The following is a 17,364-nucleotide window of genomic DNA, read 5'->3' on the forward strand; positions in this document are numbered from 1 at the left end:
ACCGTTATGCCGTCTCTTCTTCCAGTTCTTCCGGCGGCATTTCGTCTTCCTCGAAGAAGTCCTCGTCCTCACCCATGAGCAGTTCCGGGTCCTCGACCTCGGCGTGCAATTGGTCCTCGTCCTCTTCGGGAATTTCCACTTCGGGAATCGGCAACTCTTCCCAGATCACCACCCGCGCATTGCCGCGATCGCAGATGTAAAGGCGGCCCGAATCGTCCTCGTCCTCGGGATCCTCTTCCAGGAACAGGCCGTAGGGATCGTTCAGGGTGCAGTGCGAGGGATCACTGTTCCGGTTGAACTTGTTTTCGTAAAACGATTTCTGCCCGATAACAAAGTCGGCAGGCTGGCCGTTTTCCGTGGGCAGTTCCTTCCAGCCCAGCACACGGTTATTGCCGGAATCGGAGACGAACAGGCCTTTTCGTCCGTACACCACGTCGGTGGGGAAATACATGCCCACCGCGTCACAGCGGTAACCGCCCTGCCCCGCGTTCACATCGCGGCTGTAAAAATTCGGCTGCCCCAGCACCAAGTCTGCCGGAACGCCATTGTGCGACGGCATTTTGTTCCAGATCAGGACACGGTTGTTGCCCTGGTCCACAACAAAAATCATTCCCGTTTCCGCGTGGTAAAACACGCCGGTGGGGAAGCTCATCGAATCCGGGGTGACGTTATCGAAATCGCCTCGATTGGGTTCGCGTTCGTCCATATCCGACTGGCCGAGGCAGATATCCGCGTTCCAGCCGTTGTTGAAGGGAATCTTTTTCCAGATAAGGACGCGGTGGTTGTCCTTGTCGGCCACGAACACATGCTGATCGTCGCCCGAACGCACCCCGAACGGAAAAAACAACGAACCGGAACCGACCAGACCGCGCCGGTTGGCCTCTCCGCATTCCAGGTTGTCCTGCCCCAGCACCAGGCCCGGCGCCTCACCATCATCCGAGGGCAGCCCATTCCAGCGCAGGACGCGATGGTTGCCGCTGTCGGCAACGTACAGCTTGCCGTCGATCACTTCCATGCCCGCAGGCTGGGACAGCGTATCTTCTTCCGGTTTGCTGATGGTGAATCCGTCCAGGCTTTCATCGCCCAGCCCGGAGGTCATTTCGTCCAGGGTGGTGGTGATACCGCGGTTTTCAAGGCAGTCGGAAAAGTCTTCCTGCCCCAGCACGAAGCTGGCAGGCTCGCCGTTTTCTTCCGGAAACGTGTTCCAGCCCAGCACGCGATGATTGCCACGGTCCGCCACGAAAAGCATCTCGCCAAACTTCATGACGAATTGCGGTTCGGACAGGGTGTTGTCGCTGGGGTCGTCCGCGCCCCGGTTGGATTGACCTTCTTCAAACCCGCTCTGGCCCAGGACCATGATCGCGCCGACTTCCTTCTGGCCTGTATCGACCTCCTCGACCTCATCCACCTCGTCCAGTTCGTCTTCGGTCAGGACGTCTTCATCGATTTCCTCTTCTTCAATCTCATCGACATCGGATTCCGCCACCTCCAGAGATTCTTCTTTCTCCCGGGCTTCTTCCTCTTTTCTGGTCTGGTCGTCAGACATGGAACCACCTCCCAAAATTCAAACGATCTCCGTAGGATCCCCGGCGCCGGATTGCCCTCCGGCAGCGCATCTCAAACGGTTCAATTATCAGGCTTTTTCTTAAATACATATCCTATACCAACCCATTGTTCAAGGCAAAACCAACCTCTGCCACATGGAAACCGTTTTACGGCCGTTGCGGTCCTTGTGCAGGCCGTCCCACACCGCAAAACCAATGAGAATGGGTTGTTTTTTATTGAACTGGATATCCCATTTGTTGAGGGATTCGATATCCCGAATAAACACCACGGTCCATTTGCCGTCTTTCCACAACCCCTTGCCACGGATATTCTGCTTGGTTTTCGGCTGGGGTGTGAGCGTGCCGAAGCCCTCTGCATTCATCTCTTCTATGGGAACCTCACGAAACGGGTTCAGCGATTCCACGGGGTTGACCTCGCCACCGAAGATCATCACGTCCATATCCATGCCCTGACCTTCTGTGGCCTGTTCGAGTTCTTCCTTGGTCTCGATCTCTTTCTGCCAGTCAGCGCGCCATTGCCAGATATTCACCGGCTTTTCACGGTTGCCCATTCCAAAAAAGGGTTCGTTGTGCCCGTGCGTGTGCAGGAGCACATCGCCCAGCGCAAACTCCAGCGCCACCGCGTCCTTGAAATCCTGGTGGCGGCTGGATGACCGGTTCGGAACCGGGTCTTCCCACTGCACGCGGAAGGCTATCTGCTTGCCGTTGGTCACGGACTGGAACTGCACGCGGGTAATGGGATCGCGGCGTGCATTCAGCACGATCAAATGCACGTTGGTGGCAGGGACCGGGTCCCATAATTCGCTGAACGGGTCGATGCCGATGTCGCCTTCCACCTTTTCGGATTTCAGCGTGACCTCATATTTGGCTTTGCGGTAGCGGTCTTCCTGGATCCGGGAATGCACGAACGACGCCAGGTCCCACCGCTCTTTCGAAGTGAGGTGGTTGTAGGCCTTCATGGGGGTGCCGTCGATCCCCGTGCTGAGAGTCATGAATATGTCTTCTTTATCGAAACCGAACTTGAACGTGTTGGGATTGGTCAGGTCATAAACGAACACACGGTGGTCCCATATGTCATACAGGCTGTCGGCGATGGGCCCGTCTCCCTTGAGATCCGTCCCGTGACAACGTGCACATCGCATTTCCTGAAAAATCTGGTGGCCTGCTTCGATACTCTCCCTGGTGGAGGGCGGTACCGGCCCCGGTATGACAGGTTTTTGCGGGGTTTCGTTTTTGAACCGGTTTGAAAAGGTTTTGAGGTATTCCACCACCGACCAGGTTTCATCTTCCGTCAATGCGTTTTCCCAGGCCGGCATGGCCGTACCCGGAATGCCCTTGGTGATGGTATCGAAGATGTCCTTGTCGAGAGGCAACGACCCGGTGGGCGTGGAACGGTGTTTGAACACGCCCTTTCGGAAATCGCGCGGCCACGGGTAAAGGTACGCCATCGCTTTGCCGCCGCCGTTGCCGTCTTCACCGTGACAGAAAATGCACATGTGCTTGTATACCGTCGCGCCGACGGTCACACTGCGCCCCGGGCCATGCGAATGGGAATGACCGCTTTCAGCGGAGCCGGAATGGGAATGCCCGGACTGGCCCTGCTTCATCTCCTTGGGCATCGCCTTCGGTTTTTCATTGTGCGTTTCGCCGCCGTGGGCGAGGACGAAGGTGGGTTCGCCGTGCCAGCCGAGAAGCGTCACCGCGAGAATCAGACCCAGCGCGAAGATGGATTTACTAGCGGAACAGGGGTTTGGGATCGGATAACGTGTATTTGGTTTCATTGCCGTTCAAACCGTCCTCGGCGATATCGACCCAGATGTTGAGACAATTTTTGCGGAAGTCCACGCCCAGGCAGTAAAACAGGGGATACTTCGAGGTGAAGTAAATGACCGGGTAGGAAACATAAACGCTCAAATTATCGATCCGGGCGTTCTGGATGGCTTCTTTAATGGTTAATTCTTCACTCGCCGCTTTGCGAATGATTTTCCGGATGACCTGGTAGTCCAGCGTGCCATCCAGGTCCAGGTCGTAATAAGTGGCGATGAGACCGGGCACGCTGAGCAGTTCCCAACCACGGTACGTTGGGTCCTTCCACCCCGGTTCTACCGGGATGGGATTGTCCACCGTGGGGCGGAATCCCGGATTCTCAAACGTTTGCGCCCGTGCCGACGAGGTGACCACCAGCAATACAGGGATCAGGGCCACTCCCGCCATCCAGATTTTGGCTCGATGCCACATGCACACTCCTTTGCAGGAGCCCCCTTGCCTGTCTTGCACCCTGCACCATTGGAAATTTAATTCCAAATTAAGGTATCACAATTCCCTAACCAATGAAACTCAAGGATAGACGGGTCAGGAACCGCCTGATTGGGCGCGAATGGGGACTCAGCGGCAGGAAAAATAGGCCTTGGTGACGTACTGCTCCATCTGCCGGTGGGTGTTGAACAAAGATCCGTTGATGGCGATGGCCTGGCACTGCATATTGGCCCAGCCTGTGCGGTCTTCATAGTATTTCGGGATCACCTTCGACTCCAGCGTGTCGTGAAGGTTTTTGCAGTCGAGGTCGTCGCGGTCGTCGGGAGACAGGTCGAGACGGGGGTCGAGGTCGCCGATCGCCCAGCCGGTGACGCCTTCGATGCAACCCTCCACCCACCAGCCGTCAAGGATGCTCAGGTTGAGCACTCCGTTGAGTGCCGCCTTCATGCCGCTGGTGCCGGAGGCCTCGTGGGGGCGGATCGGGGTGTTCACCCACACGTCCACCCCGCCGGTGATGTAGTATCCCAAGTCCATGTTGTAGTTGGGTATGTACACCAGCTTGAGTCTTTTGGTGCGTTGTTCGATTTTCTTCTGAAACTCGTGAATTTCCCGGATCAGGCGCTTGCCCGCTTCGTCTTTCGGGTGCGACTTGCCGGCATAGATGATCTGCAAACCGGGACTGTTCTCGGCAATCTCGATCAGCCGGTCGAGGTGACGAAACATCAGCGACGCCCGTTTGTAGGCCGCCGCGCGGCGGGCGAATCCCAGGGTCAGGATATTTGGATCGAAGGTTTCGCCCATCATTTTGGAGACGCGGTCGAACAGTTCGTTCTTGCATTCCAGATGCGCCTGCCACACTTCGTCGCGTGGAATGGACATCGCTTCCCGCAGGTACTTGGGATCGTTCTTCCACAATCGGGCGTGACGGTTGAACAGTTTGCGAAACGATTCGTGCACCCAGGTGTAGGTGTGAATGCCGTTGGTGATGAAATCAATCTGGTGATGGGGGAACATGCCGCTGGACACGTCGCCGTGCTGGTACGCAACGCCGTTGGCGAAGCGGCTCAGGTTGAGTCCAAGCGTCGTCATGTTGAGGCAGTCCTCTCCACTGAGCCTGCGGATCACGTTCATCGAAATACCGGTCTTGAGCACGCGCTCGACGAGGTCGAAGCCGAAACGGTCGTGCCCCGCCGACACGGGGGTGTGCGTGGTGAACACGCACAGACTCTTCACCTTTTCCACGTCCCACACGGTTTCCTCGTCCCACGTTTCGAACACGGTGCGCTGGTGCTCACGCAACAGTTCCAGGGTGAGCAGGGACGAGTGCCCCTCGTTCATGTGGTAGGTGTGGATGCGGCTGAACCCGAGTTCCCGCAGGTACTTGACGCCGCCGATGCCGAGCAGGATCTCCTGCTTGAGGCGAAACTCCGAGTCGCCGGCATAAAGGGAATCGGTCAGCCGGCGGTCGGGTTCCTCATTCTCCTCCAGGTCCGTGTCGAGAAACAAAATGGGAACCGGTTTGCCGGTGGTGCCGGTGTAAATATACAGCCACGCCTGCGCCAGGATCGACCGGCCTTCAATCTCATCCAGTATGATCTTGCCGGGCAATTTTTGCAGGTGGTCTTCCGGCCGCCAGTCGACGGGGTGCTCCTTCTGCTCACCCTGCCCGGTGATTTCCTGCCGAAAGTAGCCCTTGCGGTACAGGAGGGTGATGCCGACCACCGGCAGACCCAGGTCGGCGCACGACTTCAGCGTGTCGCCCGCCAGAACACCCAGTCCTCCACTGTAGGTCGGGATGTCCGAGGCGATGCCGATTTCCATGCTGAAGTAAGCGATGGTGGGTTCGGTGTCGATGCCGCCGCGCAGGTAACTGTTCATGAATTCCTTGAGTGAAAATACATCGGAGAGATTCGCTTCAACTCGAAAAGGTTGGCCGACTCTTATTATGTATTACTGAACCGGAGTAGAAACAAGAAAATTCTACGAGGAAACAGACAAGTCGTAAAGCACGTCGATCTGGGCCGCTTCGAGGGCGTCCGGTGGTGTGTCGAACACCAGGTCGCCGGCCTTCATCCCGAGAATCCGTCTGCCGAAACGTCGCGCCAGTTCCGGGACGTGCAGATTGCACAAAATGGTGACGCCGTCTTTCCGGTTGATATCCAGCAGGGTTTCCAGGATGGATTCCACGGTGGCGGGGTCGAGACTGGCCACCGGCTCATCGGCCAGAATGACTCTGGGCCGCTGCATGAGGGCCCGGGCGATGCCGACGCGCTGCTGTTGGCCGCCGCTCAGGCTGTCGGCCCGGCGATGCGCCTTGTCAGCAATGCCCAGCCGCGAAAGTGTGGTGTGCGCCTCCTCCACATCCTGCGGGGAAAAGTGATTGAGAAGGGCGTAGGACGGCGGTGTGTAACCCAGCCGTCCCGCCAGTACGTTGGTCAGCACACTGTTTCTTCCCACCAGGTTGTAATTCTGGAAAATCATGCCGATCCGGCGGCGAAGGGTCCGCAACCGGTCCGGCGGCGCGCCGGTGATGTCTTCGCCGTCCAGTGCGATGTGTCCCGCCGTCGGCTCCACCAGCCGGTTGATGCAACGGAGAAGCGTCGATTTGCCCGCCCCGCTCTGGCCCAGCACCACCGCAAACTCTCCGGCCTGAAGCTCGAACGAAACCTCCCTCACCGCCTCGGTGCCGTCTGCATAGGTTTTCGATACGCGGTCGAGGACCAGCATGGCGACGTCTCACTTCCCTTCCAGCCGGGTGGGATCGATATTGAGCAGGCGCCCGGCTTCGCGCACCGGATCGTACAACCCGTCGAAATCCAGGAACCCGCTGATGGCATACGTGCGCTTCAGAACCTTCGAGCCTTCCGGCGTTTTGGTGAGGTGGATCAACCCTTCCTTGATGCGCTCCCTGATTTCAGCTGGGAGTTCCCTGCGCACGGAGACGGTGTCGTTGGGAATATCCTTGGTGTGGGCAATGACGCGGATTTTCTCGAATATGTCGGGGAACGATTTGACCAGTTCGGCGCGGGCGTCGTCGTACGTGGCCCCGGCGTCCACCTCGCCTTTGAGTACGGACAGGACCACGGCATTGTGCGACCCGGCAAACACCGTTTTTCCCAAATGGTTTTCCGGGGAAAGACCGCGGGACTTGAGCAACGTCTTGATGAAAAGGTGACCCGAGGTGCTGGCGGGATCGACGAAGGCGAAGCGTTTCCCTTTCAGATCTTCGAGCGCTCGGATGCCGCTGTCGGTGCGGGTGACGATCTGGCCCCGGTAAAAGGGACTGCCGAAACGCTGGACGATGAGCAGGAGCTCCACCCCGTAACGCTCTTTCGCAAGCACATAGGCGAAGGGAGTGAGCCAGCCGATGTCCACCTTGCCCGCGCCCATGGCCTCGACCACGGCGGCGTAGCTGGTGGCGATGGACGCTTTGAAGTGAAGGCCGGTGACGGCCGTGAGGCGGCGTGCGATCTCCTCACCGCCTTTCAGGATCACCTGCGCTTCACCGGAGGGGACGAACATCATGGTGAGGGGTCGGTCGGCACTTCCCAACTCCCCTGCCTGGGCGACACCGGCCCCAAAAAAAGAACTGAGGATCAAAATGGAAACCGCTCGGAGCATGGTCGGGCCTTTCCTCGAAAGTCAAATAACCATACCATACCGGGGTGAAAAGGCGGTTTGGGAAATAAAAAAAGGGCAGGGCGCCGGTAGCGCCCTGCCCTCTTACAGCTGTAACCGAAAGAACCGGTTTACTTCATCAGTTCTTCGCGGATGTACTTGACGACGTTCCAGATGTCCTTGTCGCTCAGCGTTTTTCCAAACGGAGCCATGCCGGTTCCCGGAGAACCGTTCTTGATGATATGGAACATCTGACCGGGGGTCACGTCTGCCATGGTCTTGGCACAGGTGAAGTTGCGCGGAGCGGGTTTCAACGCTTTACCCAGCTGACCGTCACCAGCGCCCTTGGCGCCATGGCACATCTGGCAGGCCATCGGCTTGGCTTTCTTGGTGTAAAGGTCTTTGCCTTTTTTTGCATCCGCTTTTGCGGTCTTATCTTTGGAATAAACCGAACCCGGCGCTTTTTTGGTTTTGCGTTTCTGCGGGCAGTCACCACCTGCGAAAGCCGCATTTGCCACAAACATGGTCAATACGGCTACGACCAATGCAATCAGTGATTTTTTCATTGAAATGATCCTTTCTGAAGGGAATTTAACAGGCATCCAAATGAATAATAAGACGGCAAACAAGTTACCGGGAAAAATCTGTTATAGTACCAATGCTTGGCGGCCCCACGGGTATCTTGATCATTGGCAAAAATGAGGACCAAATTATATTCCATCTTGGTTCAGTGTCAATAAAAAATTACCCTTTCGGGGAGCGCCCTGTGTGGCCACCGTTTTCCCGCCCGGGGCTCGGTAAACCCAGTAAACCGTTTTACAATCAAAAACTTAAAATAGCAGGCTTTAAAGTGAACCGGGGGCGTTCTACGGTTTCCGGTTCTGCACTGGTGGTTGCATGGCCCTCATTCTCACCATCCTGACGGTTATTGCCTGGGGCCTGGCCGGCACCCGGATCGCTACCATTTTTGGCGTTCGATGGGCGTCCCCGCAAGAAGCGGCGGCCGTCTCCGTTACGGTCGGGATGACCCTCACCGCCTGGTTGATGATGGCCCTTGCCTTTCTCAGGGCTCTCCATCCGGTCACCGGCTGGGCGATGCTGGTTTTCCTTCTTCTCCTGGCACGGAGCCGGGTTCTTCCTTTACTCGCCGTCTTGTGGAAAATTTTGCGGAACCCTTCCATGTGGCCGTTCTGGAGAAACCGGCCCTGGATGGAAACCTTTGCCATTTTGGTGCTGGGAGGACTGGCCGCATTTGCTGTCACCCTGGCCTGGGCCCCGCCCGTCCGCACCGACGCGCTGGTCTACCACCTCGCCATTCCCCAGGCCTACCTGGAACACTACGGGGTGGTGAACCTGCCCAACAACATGTATTCCTTCTTTCCTCTGCTGTTCGAGATGGTGTACCTGTTCGGGCTGACGTTCGGGGTGGAAGGACTGCCCGCGCTTCTGGGTGTGGGGCAGGCGGCGGCGCTGGCGGTGGGACTGGTGGCTTATTACCGCCGCTACCTGGGGAGCCGCTACGGCTGGCTTGTGCCCGCCGTCTTCTTTTCGGTGCCGACCTTCACGGAAATCGCCGGTTCCGCCTATGTGGATCTGCCTCTGGCGGGCTTTGTTTTCTTCGCGTTTTATTCCTGGGAACGCTGGCGAGAGACGGGGCACGGATTCTGGTTCGGGCTCCTGTGCCTGTTTGCCGGCTCCGCCTTCGCCACCAAGCTGACAGGATTCATCGTCCTGCCGCTGGCGGCGTTGGGGATTGTGTGGGCCCGGCGCAATAATGCCTCCGGCGTGCGAGTCCTGGGGAAACTGTTCGTCTTTGCGGGGGTGGTCTTTCTTTGCATGGCCCCCTGGTGGGGCCGCAATTTTATTTATTCGGGCAATCCGTTTGTGCCGCTGTTCATGCAGGTTCTGGGTGGACAGGACCGGATCAACTGGGACCCCACCCGCGCGCTCATGATGGACCAGTACGTCCGGATGTTCGGCATGGGGCGGGGATTTGTTGATTTTTTGATGCTGCCCTACAACCTCACGTTCCACAGCGAACCCCACTCGCTGCGGTTCGACGGCCGCCTGGGTATCGCTTACCTGATCATTCTGCCGGCGGTGATCGGGATGTGGTGGTATCGACGGCCACGGCTGGGCCCGCTGGTCGTGGCCTTTGCAGTCCTCATTCTGTTCTGGTTTGTTTACTTTCAGTACATCCGCTTTCTTGCCCCCGCCCTGGTTTTCCTGTCGCTTCTTTTGGTGTACGGACTGGAAGCGTGGCAAGCACAAACACCGCGGGAAGATTTTGGATTTTGGCTTCACCGCGCGTGGACGGGACTGATCGCGCTTGGGCTGGTTTTCAACGTCCTGCTTGCGCTTGAGGCATGGAACAAGAAGGATCCGCTCGCGTACCTTGCGGGTGAAGAGTCAAGGGAAGCGTACCTGTCGCGAAACGTAAGCGTGTTTCCCATATACCAGGCGATGAACACACGGGTGCCGCCGGACGGGCGCGTGTTGTTCGTTTACATGCGCAACCTGGGGTACCTGGCGCACCGCGATTTCATCAGTGACAGCGTGTTCGAGGCGCACACTGTGCAAAAAATTCTTCAGTCCACAGAAAGCGAAAAAGAGGTTTTTCAGCGGTTGCAATCGTTGGGCGCAACCCATATCATGTTCGACTCAAATTATGTTTGGGGTCAGGATTCCGCATTCCCCCGCGAGCATCAGGAGCGGTTTCACCGGTTCCTGTTGAACCGGACGAGGCAAGTGGCCCGGCAGAGCCATTATTACCTGCACCGCATTGTGATAAACTGAGCATCCTCATTGACCAGTGACCGCCGGAAGCATACCCCGGCCGGGAGGAAGGAGCGAAAGATCATGGGACGTCTCGAAGGTCTGAAGAAAAACATCCTGATGATCATTCCCAAGGATTACTACAACGAGAAACAGTTGGAAATTCCGCGCGAGATATTTCTGAAAGAAGGCGCGGACGTTCGCGTGGCCTCATGCAAATTCAAGGAAGCCGTGGGTGACAACGGCGGCCGCGTCATGCCCGATGTGCTGATCGTGGATTCCATTGAAGGCATCACCGGCGACAGTTACGTCACCGACGGCAAGGGAACGCGCCAGATCAAGGGAGTGTTTCACGGCGTCGTGGTGGTGGGAGGAAAAGGTGCGCGCAAATATTTGTGGAAAGACAATTTGCTCCGAATTCTGCTGATCGATCGATATAAAAGCAATATGGTTGTGGGGGCCCTGGGCAACGCGGTTCCCTGCCTGGCGGAGGCGCAGTTGATCAACAATCTGGAACTGGCCGCGGCACAGGACAAACACACCCTGCCGGAACTGGACCGCGTAGGCGCGATGGTTGCGGAAGAAAAGCTCACCGTAAACGACCGCATCGTCACCGCCGCCGATGGTGACGTGGCGGAAGAGTTTGCCTACGCCATGATCGACCTGATTGAAAAAACGAAAATCAAGTAAAGGCACGCAACCCCTCACCCCGCAAAGGGGGGAGACGGCCCGGTCCTCCTGAAAACCCACTGCCCTTCCTTTTAAAACCCCAGCCCGTCCCCCGATTCTCTTTCCTTCTTGGAAGCAATGATCTTCAGGCGTAATTTGAAGGCCTGGTTCATTTCCTTCACAAATGCCTCCTTCGCATCTGGAAAATAAATTTTCTCGTTGAACTCCTCGAGGGTTTTGTCTTCCAGAAGCTTGGCGAACGCCTCGTCATAAAACGTGCGGGTGATCTTGACGATGGACTCCAGAGAAATGGAAATTTTCTCGTATTTATCCCAGTTTTCAAGGATGTAATGACGGAGGGATTCAGCCGATGGGGACCCATCCGGCGTGGTTCGCCCCACAAGCATGTCCTCCCCAATAAACTGGTACATGTTTATAAACAGTTCATCTTCCATGAAAACCTTCAACCTTCCTTGATGGTGATGGATTTGATCTCCATACGGTTGTGTGGATTGTCATTCTGGTCGCGTGCCTCGTTGACAATTTTATCCGCCACGTCCATGCCGGAAGTGACGCGGCCGAATGCGGTGTATTGACGGTCCAGAAAGGTGGAGTCATTGACCACGATGAAAAACTGCGAGCCGGCGCTGTTGGGATCCTGGGAACGTGCCATGGAAAGGGTGCCCCGCTTGTGGCTGACGTCGTTGAATTCGGCATCGATGGTGTAACCCGGTCCGCCGGTGCCGTGCTTGGACCGGTTTTCATCACGGCTGTTGGGGTCGCCGCCCTGGATCATGAAACCGGGAATCACCCGGTGAAAGGTCGTGCCGTCGTAAAACCCCTTTTGAGCGAGGTCCTTGAAGTTCTTGACGTGCCCGGGAGCCTTGTCCTCGAAAAATTCCAGCTCTATGGTCCCGTGAACGGTTTCAATCACCGCGGTTGCGTTTGCCATGATAATTTCCTTCCTTTATATGAAAGACGTGTCTTCCGTTTCAGTTTGGGTTATTTGTCCTTAATGATGACTTTCATCGCAATGGGGTCGAACGGGTTGTCGTTGTGGTCACGGCGCTGACTGACAATCTTGTCCGCGACCTCCATTCCTTCGGTCACCCGGCCGAACACCGTGTATTTTCTATCCAGAAAATGCGCGTCCTTGACCACGATGAAAAACTGCGAGCCCGCACTGTCGGGGTCCTGGGCACGTGCCATGGACACGATGCCGCGGTCGTGCGGGATGTCGCTGAACTCCGCATCGATGGTATAACCGGGACCGCCCATACCGTGCATCTCGCGTGACTGGTTCCTGGTATTGGGATCGCCGCCCTGGATCATGAAACCGGGAATCACCCGGTGGAACAGGGTCCCGTCATAAAATCCTTTTTTGGCGAGATCCTTGAAATTCTTTACATGGCCCGGGGCCTGGTCTTCAAAAAATTCGATTTTCATATTGCCGAATTTGGTTTGAATGACCGCAACCTCTCCCGCCCAGGCCGTGGCGTTGATCCCCCACGCCATGAAAATGGTTATAAAAACAACTCTTATCAAGTTATGCATTTTGTCTCCCGGATTTTCAATTAAACTATAGGGGAAAACCGCATTGTCCGGAAAGCGGGACGCCACCGGTACGGGTATGCGTTTTGGTTGGAACGCCCGCCATTGTAGCCAAACGGGTTGGAAATTGTCAATTTGCTAGGGTCTTGTCCATGCGCGTGAGAACCTGTTTCATTTCCTTGAATTACCTCCTGGCCTTTCTTGCCGTTTCCTGCCTTCTTCTGGGAGAAGTGATTCCGCTTTCTTTCGGCATCCTGGTTCTCACCATGCTGGGAACGTTTTGGATACTGGAATGGAGCAAGAAGATCCCCGTGATGCCACATCGCCTGTTTTCCCTGTGGAAAATCGGACTCATTGCCCTGCCCGCCATTTATGTACTGTTCCAGCCGAAAATGCTCGACCTGGTAACGGGTTTCCTCCTGTTCGTTCTTCTCTCGCGATTTTTGTTTAAAACCGAGTTGAACGACTACCTGTATGGATATCTGGTATCCATCGTCTGTCTTTTGATCGGCGCCATTTTCACCCAGGACCTGGTATTCGCTTTCATGTTTCTTGCGTTTTACCTGATCCTCAGCTGGGCTTTGATGTTTTATCACATGATGGTAGAAAAGGTCGGAAGCCGCGCGGCCCCGCAGGCTTTCCGGTTTATCGGGGAAGCCGACACCGCCCGCGGCTCCCTGTTCGGGCTGTCTTCGTTGATGATCCTGGTCAGCCTGGTGATCACCGCCACCATCTTTTTCAGTTTTCCGCGTTTTGGGCTGGGATTTCTGGAACTGGCCACCAGCAGTTCCCCGGTCACCGGATTTTCCGACCAGGTGCGGCTGGGAGAGGTGGGTGAGATCAAGAAAAACCAGAGCGTGGTCATGCGCGTCGAATTCACACGCGACGGCAAACCCTACCGGCCGAAGTTGAAAGTGCTCTGGAGAGGGGTGGCGCTGGACCACTATGACGGCCAAACGTGGAGGTCCACCATGCCCATGGTGTGGCGGTCCCGCCATCGACCCGGAACCAATACGGTCCTTTTCCACGTCCCCAACCCGACCACCGTGGTGGAGCAGGAAATTTACATGGAATCGTTTGACTCCCCTGTGATTTTCACCCACGGGGTGCCAATGAAGATCGACGGCACATTCGAACGCATCCAGATGGATAACGGCCAGGTGTTCAAAACCACGGACAACCGCATGGGTCCACGCCGGTTTTCCATGATCTCCGATCTGGGAGCGGACTACCATGCGTTCCGCCTGCCGATCCAACCTGACCTGAGTTTTTTGCAAAAAGGCACGCACCCTCACCTGCAACTGCCTCAACTCAGCGACCGGCTGAAACAGTTCGCCCCCACGCTGGTAAATGATTCGGACCCCGCGGAGCTGAAGGCATCGAAAATCATGAACCACCTCCAGTACTTCGATTATTCCATGGACATGAAACGCGAAACCAGGCTTTCCGCCATCGACGAGTTTTTATTTGTGCGGAAGACCGGTCATTGCGAATACTTTGCGTCGGCCATGGTGCTTTTGCTCCGGATCAACGGCATCCCTGCGCGAATGGTGAATGGATTCATGGGAACGGAGTGGAACGAAATGGGCAATTACATGATCGTTCGTCAGGCCAATGCGCACTCGTGGGTGGAAGCCTACATTCCCGGCCAAGGATGGAAAACGTACGACCCAACTCCCCCCGACCCCAACGCGGGCTTCAACCAGCTCAACGCACTGACCCGCACCTACGACATGATGCGCCTTTACTGGCAGAGATACATCGTCAAATACTCCGCAAAGGACCAGGTGCGAGTGGTCGAGTTCTTCAACCGCCGGGCCCACGATTTCACCGCCCAGATCAAGAAAATCCGGTCCTTGACGTTTGACGACCTATTGAAAGCTTTGGGGAACCGGCCGGAAATCTGGGTGGGCATTGCCGTGGTGACGGCGCTTCTGTTATTGTTCCCGCGAACCCGGTTCTGGAAAGGATGGTTCTGGATACCCACCCCACCCTATGCGGCCCAACTGTACCAGAAAATGCTTCGCAAACTGGAGAAACGGGGCATCCACAAACCCGCTTCCTCCACTCACCTGGAGTTCATGGAACACCTGTCCGGTCTTCCCGAGGAGAAACTGGATTGTGTCCGCAAGATCACCGGGTTTTACGAGCAACACCGGTTCGGGAAAGGATTCGCCTCCAAACACCAGATTGAGCACATGGAAAAACTGGTGCGCCAGTTGTGAGCTACTTGACAGAACGCTGTCGTGCGGTGTCACCTGCCGCCGACGGTCTATATGAAACCGTTACTTTTGAAAAGGAGAACGCAACCCCATGCAACGTTTTTTGATTGTGACCCTGACTGCTCTCATCTTCGCCATCCCCGGCCCGGTGGACGCGGCGAATAAGAAATATTTCAGCCTGATGATCGGGCCTTCTTTCCGCACCGATGCGGATTCCTCCTTCTCCGGCTCACGGGTTGCGGGCAACCCGCGCGGCGAACAGGATGTGGACCTGGGCGGAGTGGGCGGTGCGGCCGCGGGAATGTACCTGCCGGACAACTTTCGCGTCGAGGGTGAAGTCGCTTTCCGCAACAATGGAGTGGACGAACCCCTGCCTGCATTTCGTGACTGGAACGTGGGCGCAGCCACACTGATGGTCAACGGGTATTACGACATCCCCGTCCGGCACCAGATTCAGCCGTTCGTCGGCCTCGGGATGGGTCTCGGCCTGGCAACGTCTTCACTGGAAGACAACTTCGGTTTTTCCGACACGGATACCGATGCGGTGTTCGCATACCAGTTTATCGGCGGTTTGCAGTACCGCCACAACAACCGTCTTTCCTTCTTCACCTCCTACCGCTATTTTGCGACCACCGACCCGGATTTCCAGTTCGGCGGGGTGCGTGCGCAAACGGATCTTGACAGCCACGACCTGGTTCTGGGCGTCCGTTTCGATTTTGAGTAAGGTTCGCCCAGGTATTACGACTCTCCCCAACGGCTATTGACAATCGTGCGCCTTCGGCTATGATTTAAATCTTTTTGCTCGTTTGGGGAGAGTCATGAAGCGACTTGCAGGTTGGGCGGCAGTATGGTTACTGGTTTTCGGAGCCAATGCAGCGTGGGCGGGAAATCCTTATGTTTCTGCCAAGCTCGGCGGCACCGGCAAATTCGACAACACGCTGGGCGCGGCCACGCTTCAATTCGATACGGGAATCAGTTTTCTGGGCGCGGCCGGTTACCGGTTTGACAAACCGTACCGCGTGGAACTCGAACTGGGTTACAACTACAACGCCTTCGATGGCATGAACCCCCAGACCAGCGTCTCGTCCACCGGAAGCTTCTCCGCGTTCACCACAATGGTCAACGGGTATTTCGACGTCCCCCTGAGGATCGGCGACCACAAACTGCCAATGGCCCCTTACATTGGAGCGGGTGTCGGTCTGGGCGTCGTCCGGGTGCAAACCAAATCGGCAAACTTTGTCGGCAACCTTCCCGATTCCGCCAGCGACATGGTCGGTGCCTGGCAATTGATGCTGGGCTTTCAAACCGACCTCAATCCGCAGTGGGTTTTGACCGGGGAGTTCCGCCTGCAATACCTGCAGGACCCCAACCTGACCCTGGGCGGCCGCGACCTCGACACCTCCTATGAAACACAGCAGGTCCTCTTCGGTGTGCGCTACCGGTTTTGAAACCGGCACTCCTCTTTCGATTCCTTTTCAATTCTTCGAACACTTAAAAAGGTGTGGGATTCCCCCCATTTGAAAACACCCCTTTCAGGGTTCACTTGATTGCCCCGCCACCCAATTATCCGGTGGAAATGTGTCCCTTTTTCCTTCACCATAGGCAAAGGATATTCCGCCTGCTAAAATGGGCCACATAACTGGCAAGAGGAAAAGTCTCATCCTGCTTCCACAACAACTCACCCAACACACAGAGAGGAAATTTTCAAAATTCTTCAAGGGGAGGTTGCGAATGAAACAGATAATTCCTGTTATTTTGTTCCTTCAAATTTTCCTTGTTCCCTCCACAGTCCTCGCCGAAAAATTTTACATTTCCGGTAAAACCGGTTTGCATCTTGCCCCGGACACACATTTGGGAGCGGCAGACATCGATCCTTCGCCGGGTATCAGTTTGCTTGGCATCCTGTATTACCAATCCGATCATCCCTTCCGGCTGGAAGATGAAACCGGGGGTAGGGACTCCAATAAAAGAGGGTTCTCAACGCCACCGGAAACGTTTTTTGAGATACCGTGTCTTTAAAAAGGAGGTGTGATGAAACGAATTGTTTCATTGGCTTTGGTCTCCGTTTTTTTTCTTTCCTCGCCGGCGATCGGGGCTCCTCAAAACTATTTCGTTGCCAAAGTGGGATTCAATCATACGCCAAACACCCAAATTGGCACTGAGCGGATCGATATCTTTCCCGGCTACACTCTCCTGGGCGGATTCGGCGTCCAATTCGATCTGCCGATACGTTTTGAAGCTGAATTCAGCTACATGCACCATAATTTCAATTTTGAAAGACGTTCCCCAGGTAATACCTATTTGGACGGATCCTACAAGGCGTTCAATTCGATGGGAAACGTCCTTTTCGACTTGAATGGAAAAGGGACTTTGAATCCCTACATTGGGGCCGGGGTCGGATTGAGCCTGGTCGAAATGTCTCTGGAAAAATCAAACGAGCCGGACGACGATGATTACGACCTCGAACCTGCAGCCCAGGGCATTGCGGGTTTGGAGTTGAAATCCGGAAACAGGAAATCCGCATTGATTCTTGAGTACCGTTATTTTGTTGTGGACGGGCCGGATCATCAATTTTCAGGATTCGGGGGCGGGACAGAACTCAAATCACACCAGGTATTCCTAGGGTTCCGTTACACCCTCGACCTAAGATAAAGAAACCTTGCGAAAAGGTTACAAGGGGGACCTTAAAAACGAGTTGGGACTATTGA

The 17,364-nt window shown here is 55.8% G+C and carries 16 protein-coding genes; 6 read left to right on the plus strand and 10 right to left on the minus strand.

Annotation, left to right across the window (positions count from 1 at the left end; genetic code table 11):
* Positions 1-4: 4 nt before the first annotated feature.
* The 7 genes from ACTRW9_RS01085 to ACTRW9_RS01115 form a co-directional block, all read right to left on the minus strand.
* Positions 5-1,546, minus strand: a complete 1,542-nt coding sequence (locus ACTRW9_RS01085) for an NHL repeat-containing protein (RefSeq protein WP_442427972.1) — start codon at positions 1,544-1,546, stop codon at positions 5-7.
* 129 nt (positions 1,547-1,675) lie between these two features.
* Positions 1,676-3,346, minus strand: coding sequence for an ethylbenzene dehydrogenase-related protein (locus ACTRW9_RS01090; protein ID WP_442427973.1), 1,671 nt, complete (start codon positions 3,344-3,346; stop codon positions 1,676-1,678).
* Positions 3,300-3,803, minus strand: coding sequence for a hypothetical protein (locus ACTRW9_RS01095; protein WP_442427974.1), 504 nt, complete (start codon positions 3,801-3,803; stop codon positions 3,300-3,302). Before ACTRW9_RS01095 ends, ACTRW9_RS01090 begins: the two co-directional genes overlap by 47 nt.
* Positions 3,804-3,950: 147 nt before the next feature.
* Positions 3,951-5,699 carry an alpha-glucan family phosphorylase gene (gene glgP, locus ACTRW9_RS01100; RefSeq protein WP_442427975.1) on the minus strand — a complete coding sequence of 583 codons (1,749 nt, stop codon included), beginning with the start codon at positions 5,697-5,699 and terminating at the stop codon, positions 3,951-3,953.
* A gap of 102 nt (positions 5,700-5,801) precedes the next feature.
* A complete protein-coding gene (phnC, locus tag ACTRW9_RS01105) occupies positions 5,802-6,548 on the minus strand; it encodes a phosphonate ABC transporter ATP-binding protein (RefSeq protein ID WP_442427976.1) in 747 nt (248 codons plus the stop codon).
* A gap of 9 nt (positions 6,549-6,557) precedes the next feature.
* Complete coding sequence (locus ACTRW9_RS01110; RefSeq protein ID WP_442427977.1) at positions 6,558-7,442, minus strand: phosphate/phosphite/phosphonate ABC transporter substrate-binding protein; 885 nt, start codon at positions 7,440-7,442, stop codon at positions 6,558-6,560.
* A gap of 128 nt (positions 7,443-7,570) precedes the next feature.
* A complete protein-coding gene (locus tag ACTRW9_RS01115) occupies positions 7,571-8,005 on the minus strand; it encodes a c-type cytochrome (RefSeq protein ID WP_442427978.1) in 435 nt (144 codons plus the stop codon).
* 331 nt (positions 8,006-8,336) lie between these two features.
* Between ACTRW9_RS01115 and ACTRW9_RS01120 the strand changes: the two genes are divergently transcribed.
* Entirely contained in the window at positions 8,337-10,235 is a 1,899-nt protein-coding gene (locus ACTRW9_RS01120) for an ArnT family glycosyltransferase (protein ID WP_442427979.1), read from the plus strand.
* 63 nt (positions 10,236-10,298) lie between these two features.
* Positions 10,299-10,904 carry a DJ-1/PfpI family protein gene (locus ACTRW9_RS01125; RefSeq protein ID WP_442426556.1) on the plus strand — a complete coding sequence of 202 codons (606 nt, stop codon included), beginning with the start codon at positions 10,299-10,301 and terminating at the stop codon, positions 10,902-10,904.
* A 71-nt stretch (positions 10,905-10,975) separates the two neighbouring features.
* Here ACTRW9_RS01125 and ACTRW9_RS01130 read toward each other — a convergent pair whose 3' ends face one another.
* From ACTRW9_RS01130 to ACTRW9_RS01140, 3 genes are read right to left on the minus strand one after another with little or no spacing between them, the layout of a single operon-like run.
* Positions 10,976-11,338, minus strand: a complete 363-nt coding sequence (locus ACTRW9_RS01130; protein ID WP_442426557.1) for an STAS-like domain-containing protein — start codon at positions 11,336-11,338, stop codon at positions 10,976-10,978.
* Positions 11,339-11,346: 8 nt separating this feature from the next.
* The gene (locus tag ACTRW9_RS01135; protein ID WP_442426558.1) at positions 11,347-11,835 is read right to left on the minus strand and encodes a peptidylprolyl isomerase; all 489 of its coding nucleotides are present in this window, start codon (positions 11,833-11,835) and stop codon (positions 11,347-11,349) included.
* A gap of 50 nt (positions 11,836-11,885) precedes the next feature.
* On the minus strand, positions 11,886-12,398 hold the full coding sequence (locus tag ACTRW9_RS01140) for a peptidylprolyl isomerase (protein WP_442428485.1): 513 nt from the start codon (positions 12,396-12,398) through the stop codon (positions 11,886-11,888).
* Between the two features lie 188 nt (positions 12,399-12,586).
* On the opposite strand from ACTRW9_RS01140, the gene ACTRW9_RS01145 reads away from it, so the two are divergent.
* From ACTRW9_RS01145 to ACTRW9_RS01160, 4 genes are all read left to right on the plus strand, one after another.
* Positions 12,587-14,659: a transglutaminase TgpA family protein gene (locus ACTRW9_RS01145; protein ID WP_442427980.1), complete on the plus strand. Its 2,073-nt coding sequence runs from the start codon at positions 12,587-12,589 to the stop codon at positions 14,657-14,659.
* An 88-nt stretch (positions 14,660-14,747) separates the two neighbouring features.
* Complete coding sequence (locus tag ACTRW9_RS01150) at positions 14,748-15,380, plus strand: outer membrane protein (RefSeq protein ID WP_442426560.1); 633 nt, start codon at positions 14,748-14,750, stop codon at positions 15,378-15,380.
* Between the two features lie 94 nt (positions 15,381-15,474).
* Positions 15,475-16,104: an outer membrane protein gene (locus ACTRW9_RS01155; RefSeq protein ID WP_442427981.1), complete on the plus strand. Its 630-nt coding sequence runs from the start codon at positions 15,475-15,477 to the stop codon at positions 16,102-16,104.
* Positions 16,105-16,687: 583 nt separating this feature from the next.
* Positions 16,688-17,308, plus strand: a complete 621-nt coding sequence (locus tag ACTRW9_RS01160; protein WP_442427982.1) for an outer membrane protein — start codon at positions 16,688-16,690, stop codon at positions 17,306-17,308.
* Positions 17,309-17,364: the final 56 nt, after the last annotated feature.

This window comes from Nitrospina sp. 32_T5 (assembly GCF_052156635.1).
Taxonomy (GTDB): Bacteria; Nitrospinota; Nitrospinia; order Nitrospinales; family Nitrospinaceae; genus Nitrospina.

Bases quoted from the DNA above. Each gene is read 5' to 3' on its own strand.
- ACTRW9_RS01160 (WP_442427982.1), top strand. From the start codon at position 16,688: ATGAAACGAATTGTTTCATTGGCTTTGGTCTCCGTTTTTTTTCTTTCC.
- ACTRW9_RS01115 (WP_442427978.1), bottom strand. From the start codon at position 8,005: ATGAAAAAATCACTGATTGCATTGGTCGTAGCCGTATTGACCATGTTT.
- ACTRW9_RS01110 (WP_442427977.1), bottom strand. From the start codon at position 7,442: ATGCTCCGAGCGGTTTCCATTTTGATCCTCAGTTCTTTTTTTGGGGCC.
- ACTRW9_RS01095 (WP_442427974.1), bottom strand. From the start codon at position 3,803: ATGTGGCATCGAGCCAAAATCTGGATGGCGGGAGTGGCCCTGATCCCT.
- ACTRW9_RS01090 (WP_442427973.1), bottom strand. From the start codon at position 3,346: ATGAAACCAAATACACGTTATCCGATCCCAAACCCCTGTTCCGCTAGT.
- phnC (WP_442427976.1), bottom strand. From the start codon at position 6,548: ATGCTGGTCCTCGACCGCGTATCGAAAACCTATGCAGACGGCACCGAG.
- ACTRW9_RS01150 (WP_442426560.1), top strand. From the start codon at position 14,748: ATGCAACGTTTTTTGATTGTGACCCTGACTGCTCTCATCTTCGCCATC.
- ACTRW9_RS01140 (WP_442428485.1), bottom strand. From the start codon at position 12,398: ATGGCGTGGGGGATCAACGCCACGGCCTGGGCGGGAGAGGTTGCGGTC.
- ACTRW9_RS01130 (WP_442426557.1), bottom strand. From the start codon at position 11,338: ATGGAAGATGAACTGTTTATAAACATGTACCAGTTTATTGGGGAGGAC.
- ACTRW9_RS01085 (WP_442427972.1), bottom strand. From the start codon at position 1,546: ATGTCTGACGACCAGACCAGAAAAGAGGAAGAAGCCCGGGAGAAAGAA.
- ACTRW9_RS01155 (WP_442427981.1), top strand. From the start codon at position 15,475: ATGAAGCGACTTGCAGGTTGGGCGGCAGTATGGTTACTGGTTTTCGGA.
- ACTRW9_RS01125 (WP_442426556.1), top strand. From the start codon at position 10,299: ATGGGACGTCTCGAAGGTCTGAAGAAAAACATCCTGATGATCATTCCC.
- ACTRW9_RS01135 (WP_442426558.1), bottom strand. From the start codon at position 11,835: ATGGCAAACGCAACCGCGGTGATTGAAACCGTTCACGGGACCATAGAG.
- glgP (WP_442427975.1), bottom strand. From the start codon at position 5,699: ATGAACAGTTACCTGCGCGGCGGCATCGACACCGAACCCACCATCGCT.
- ACTRW9_RS01120 (WP_442427979.1), top strand. From the start codon at position 8,337: ATGGCCCTCATTCTCACCATCCTGACGGTTATTGCCTGGGGCCTGGCC.
- ACTRW9_RS01145 (WP_442427980.1), top strand. From the start codon at position 12,587: ATGCGCGTGAGAACCTGTTTCATTTCCTTGAATTACCTCCTGGCCTTT.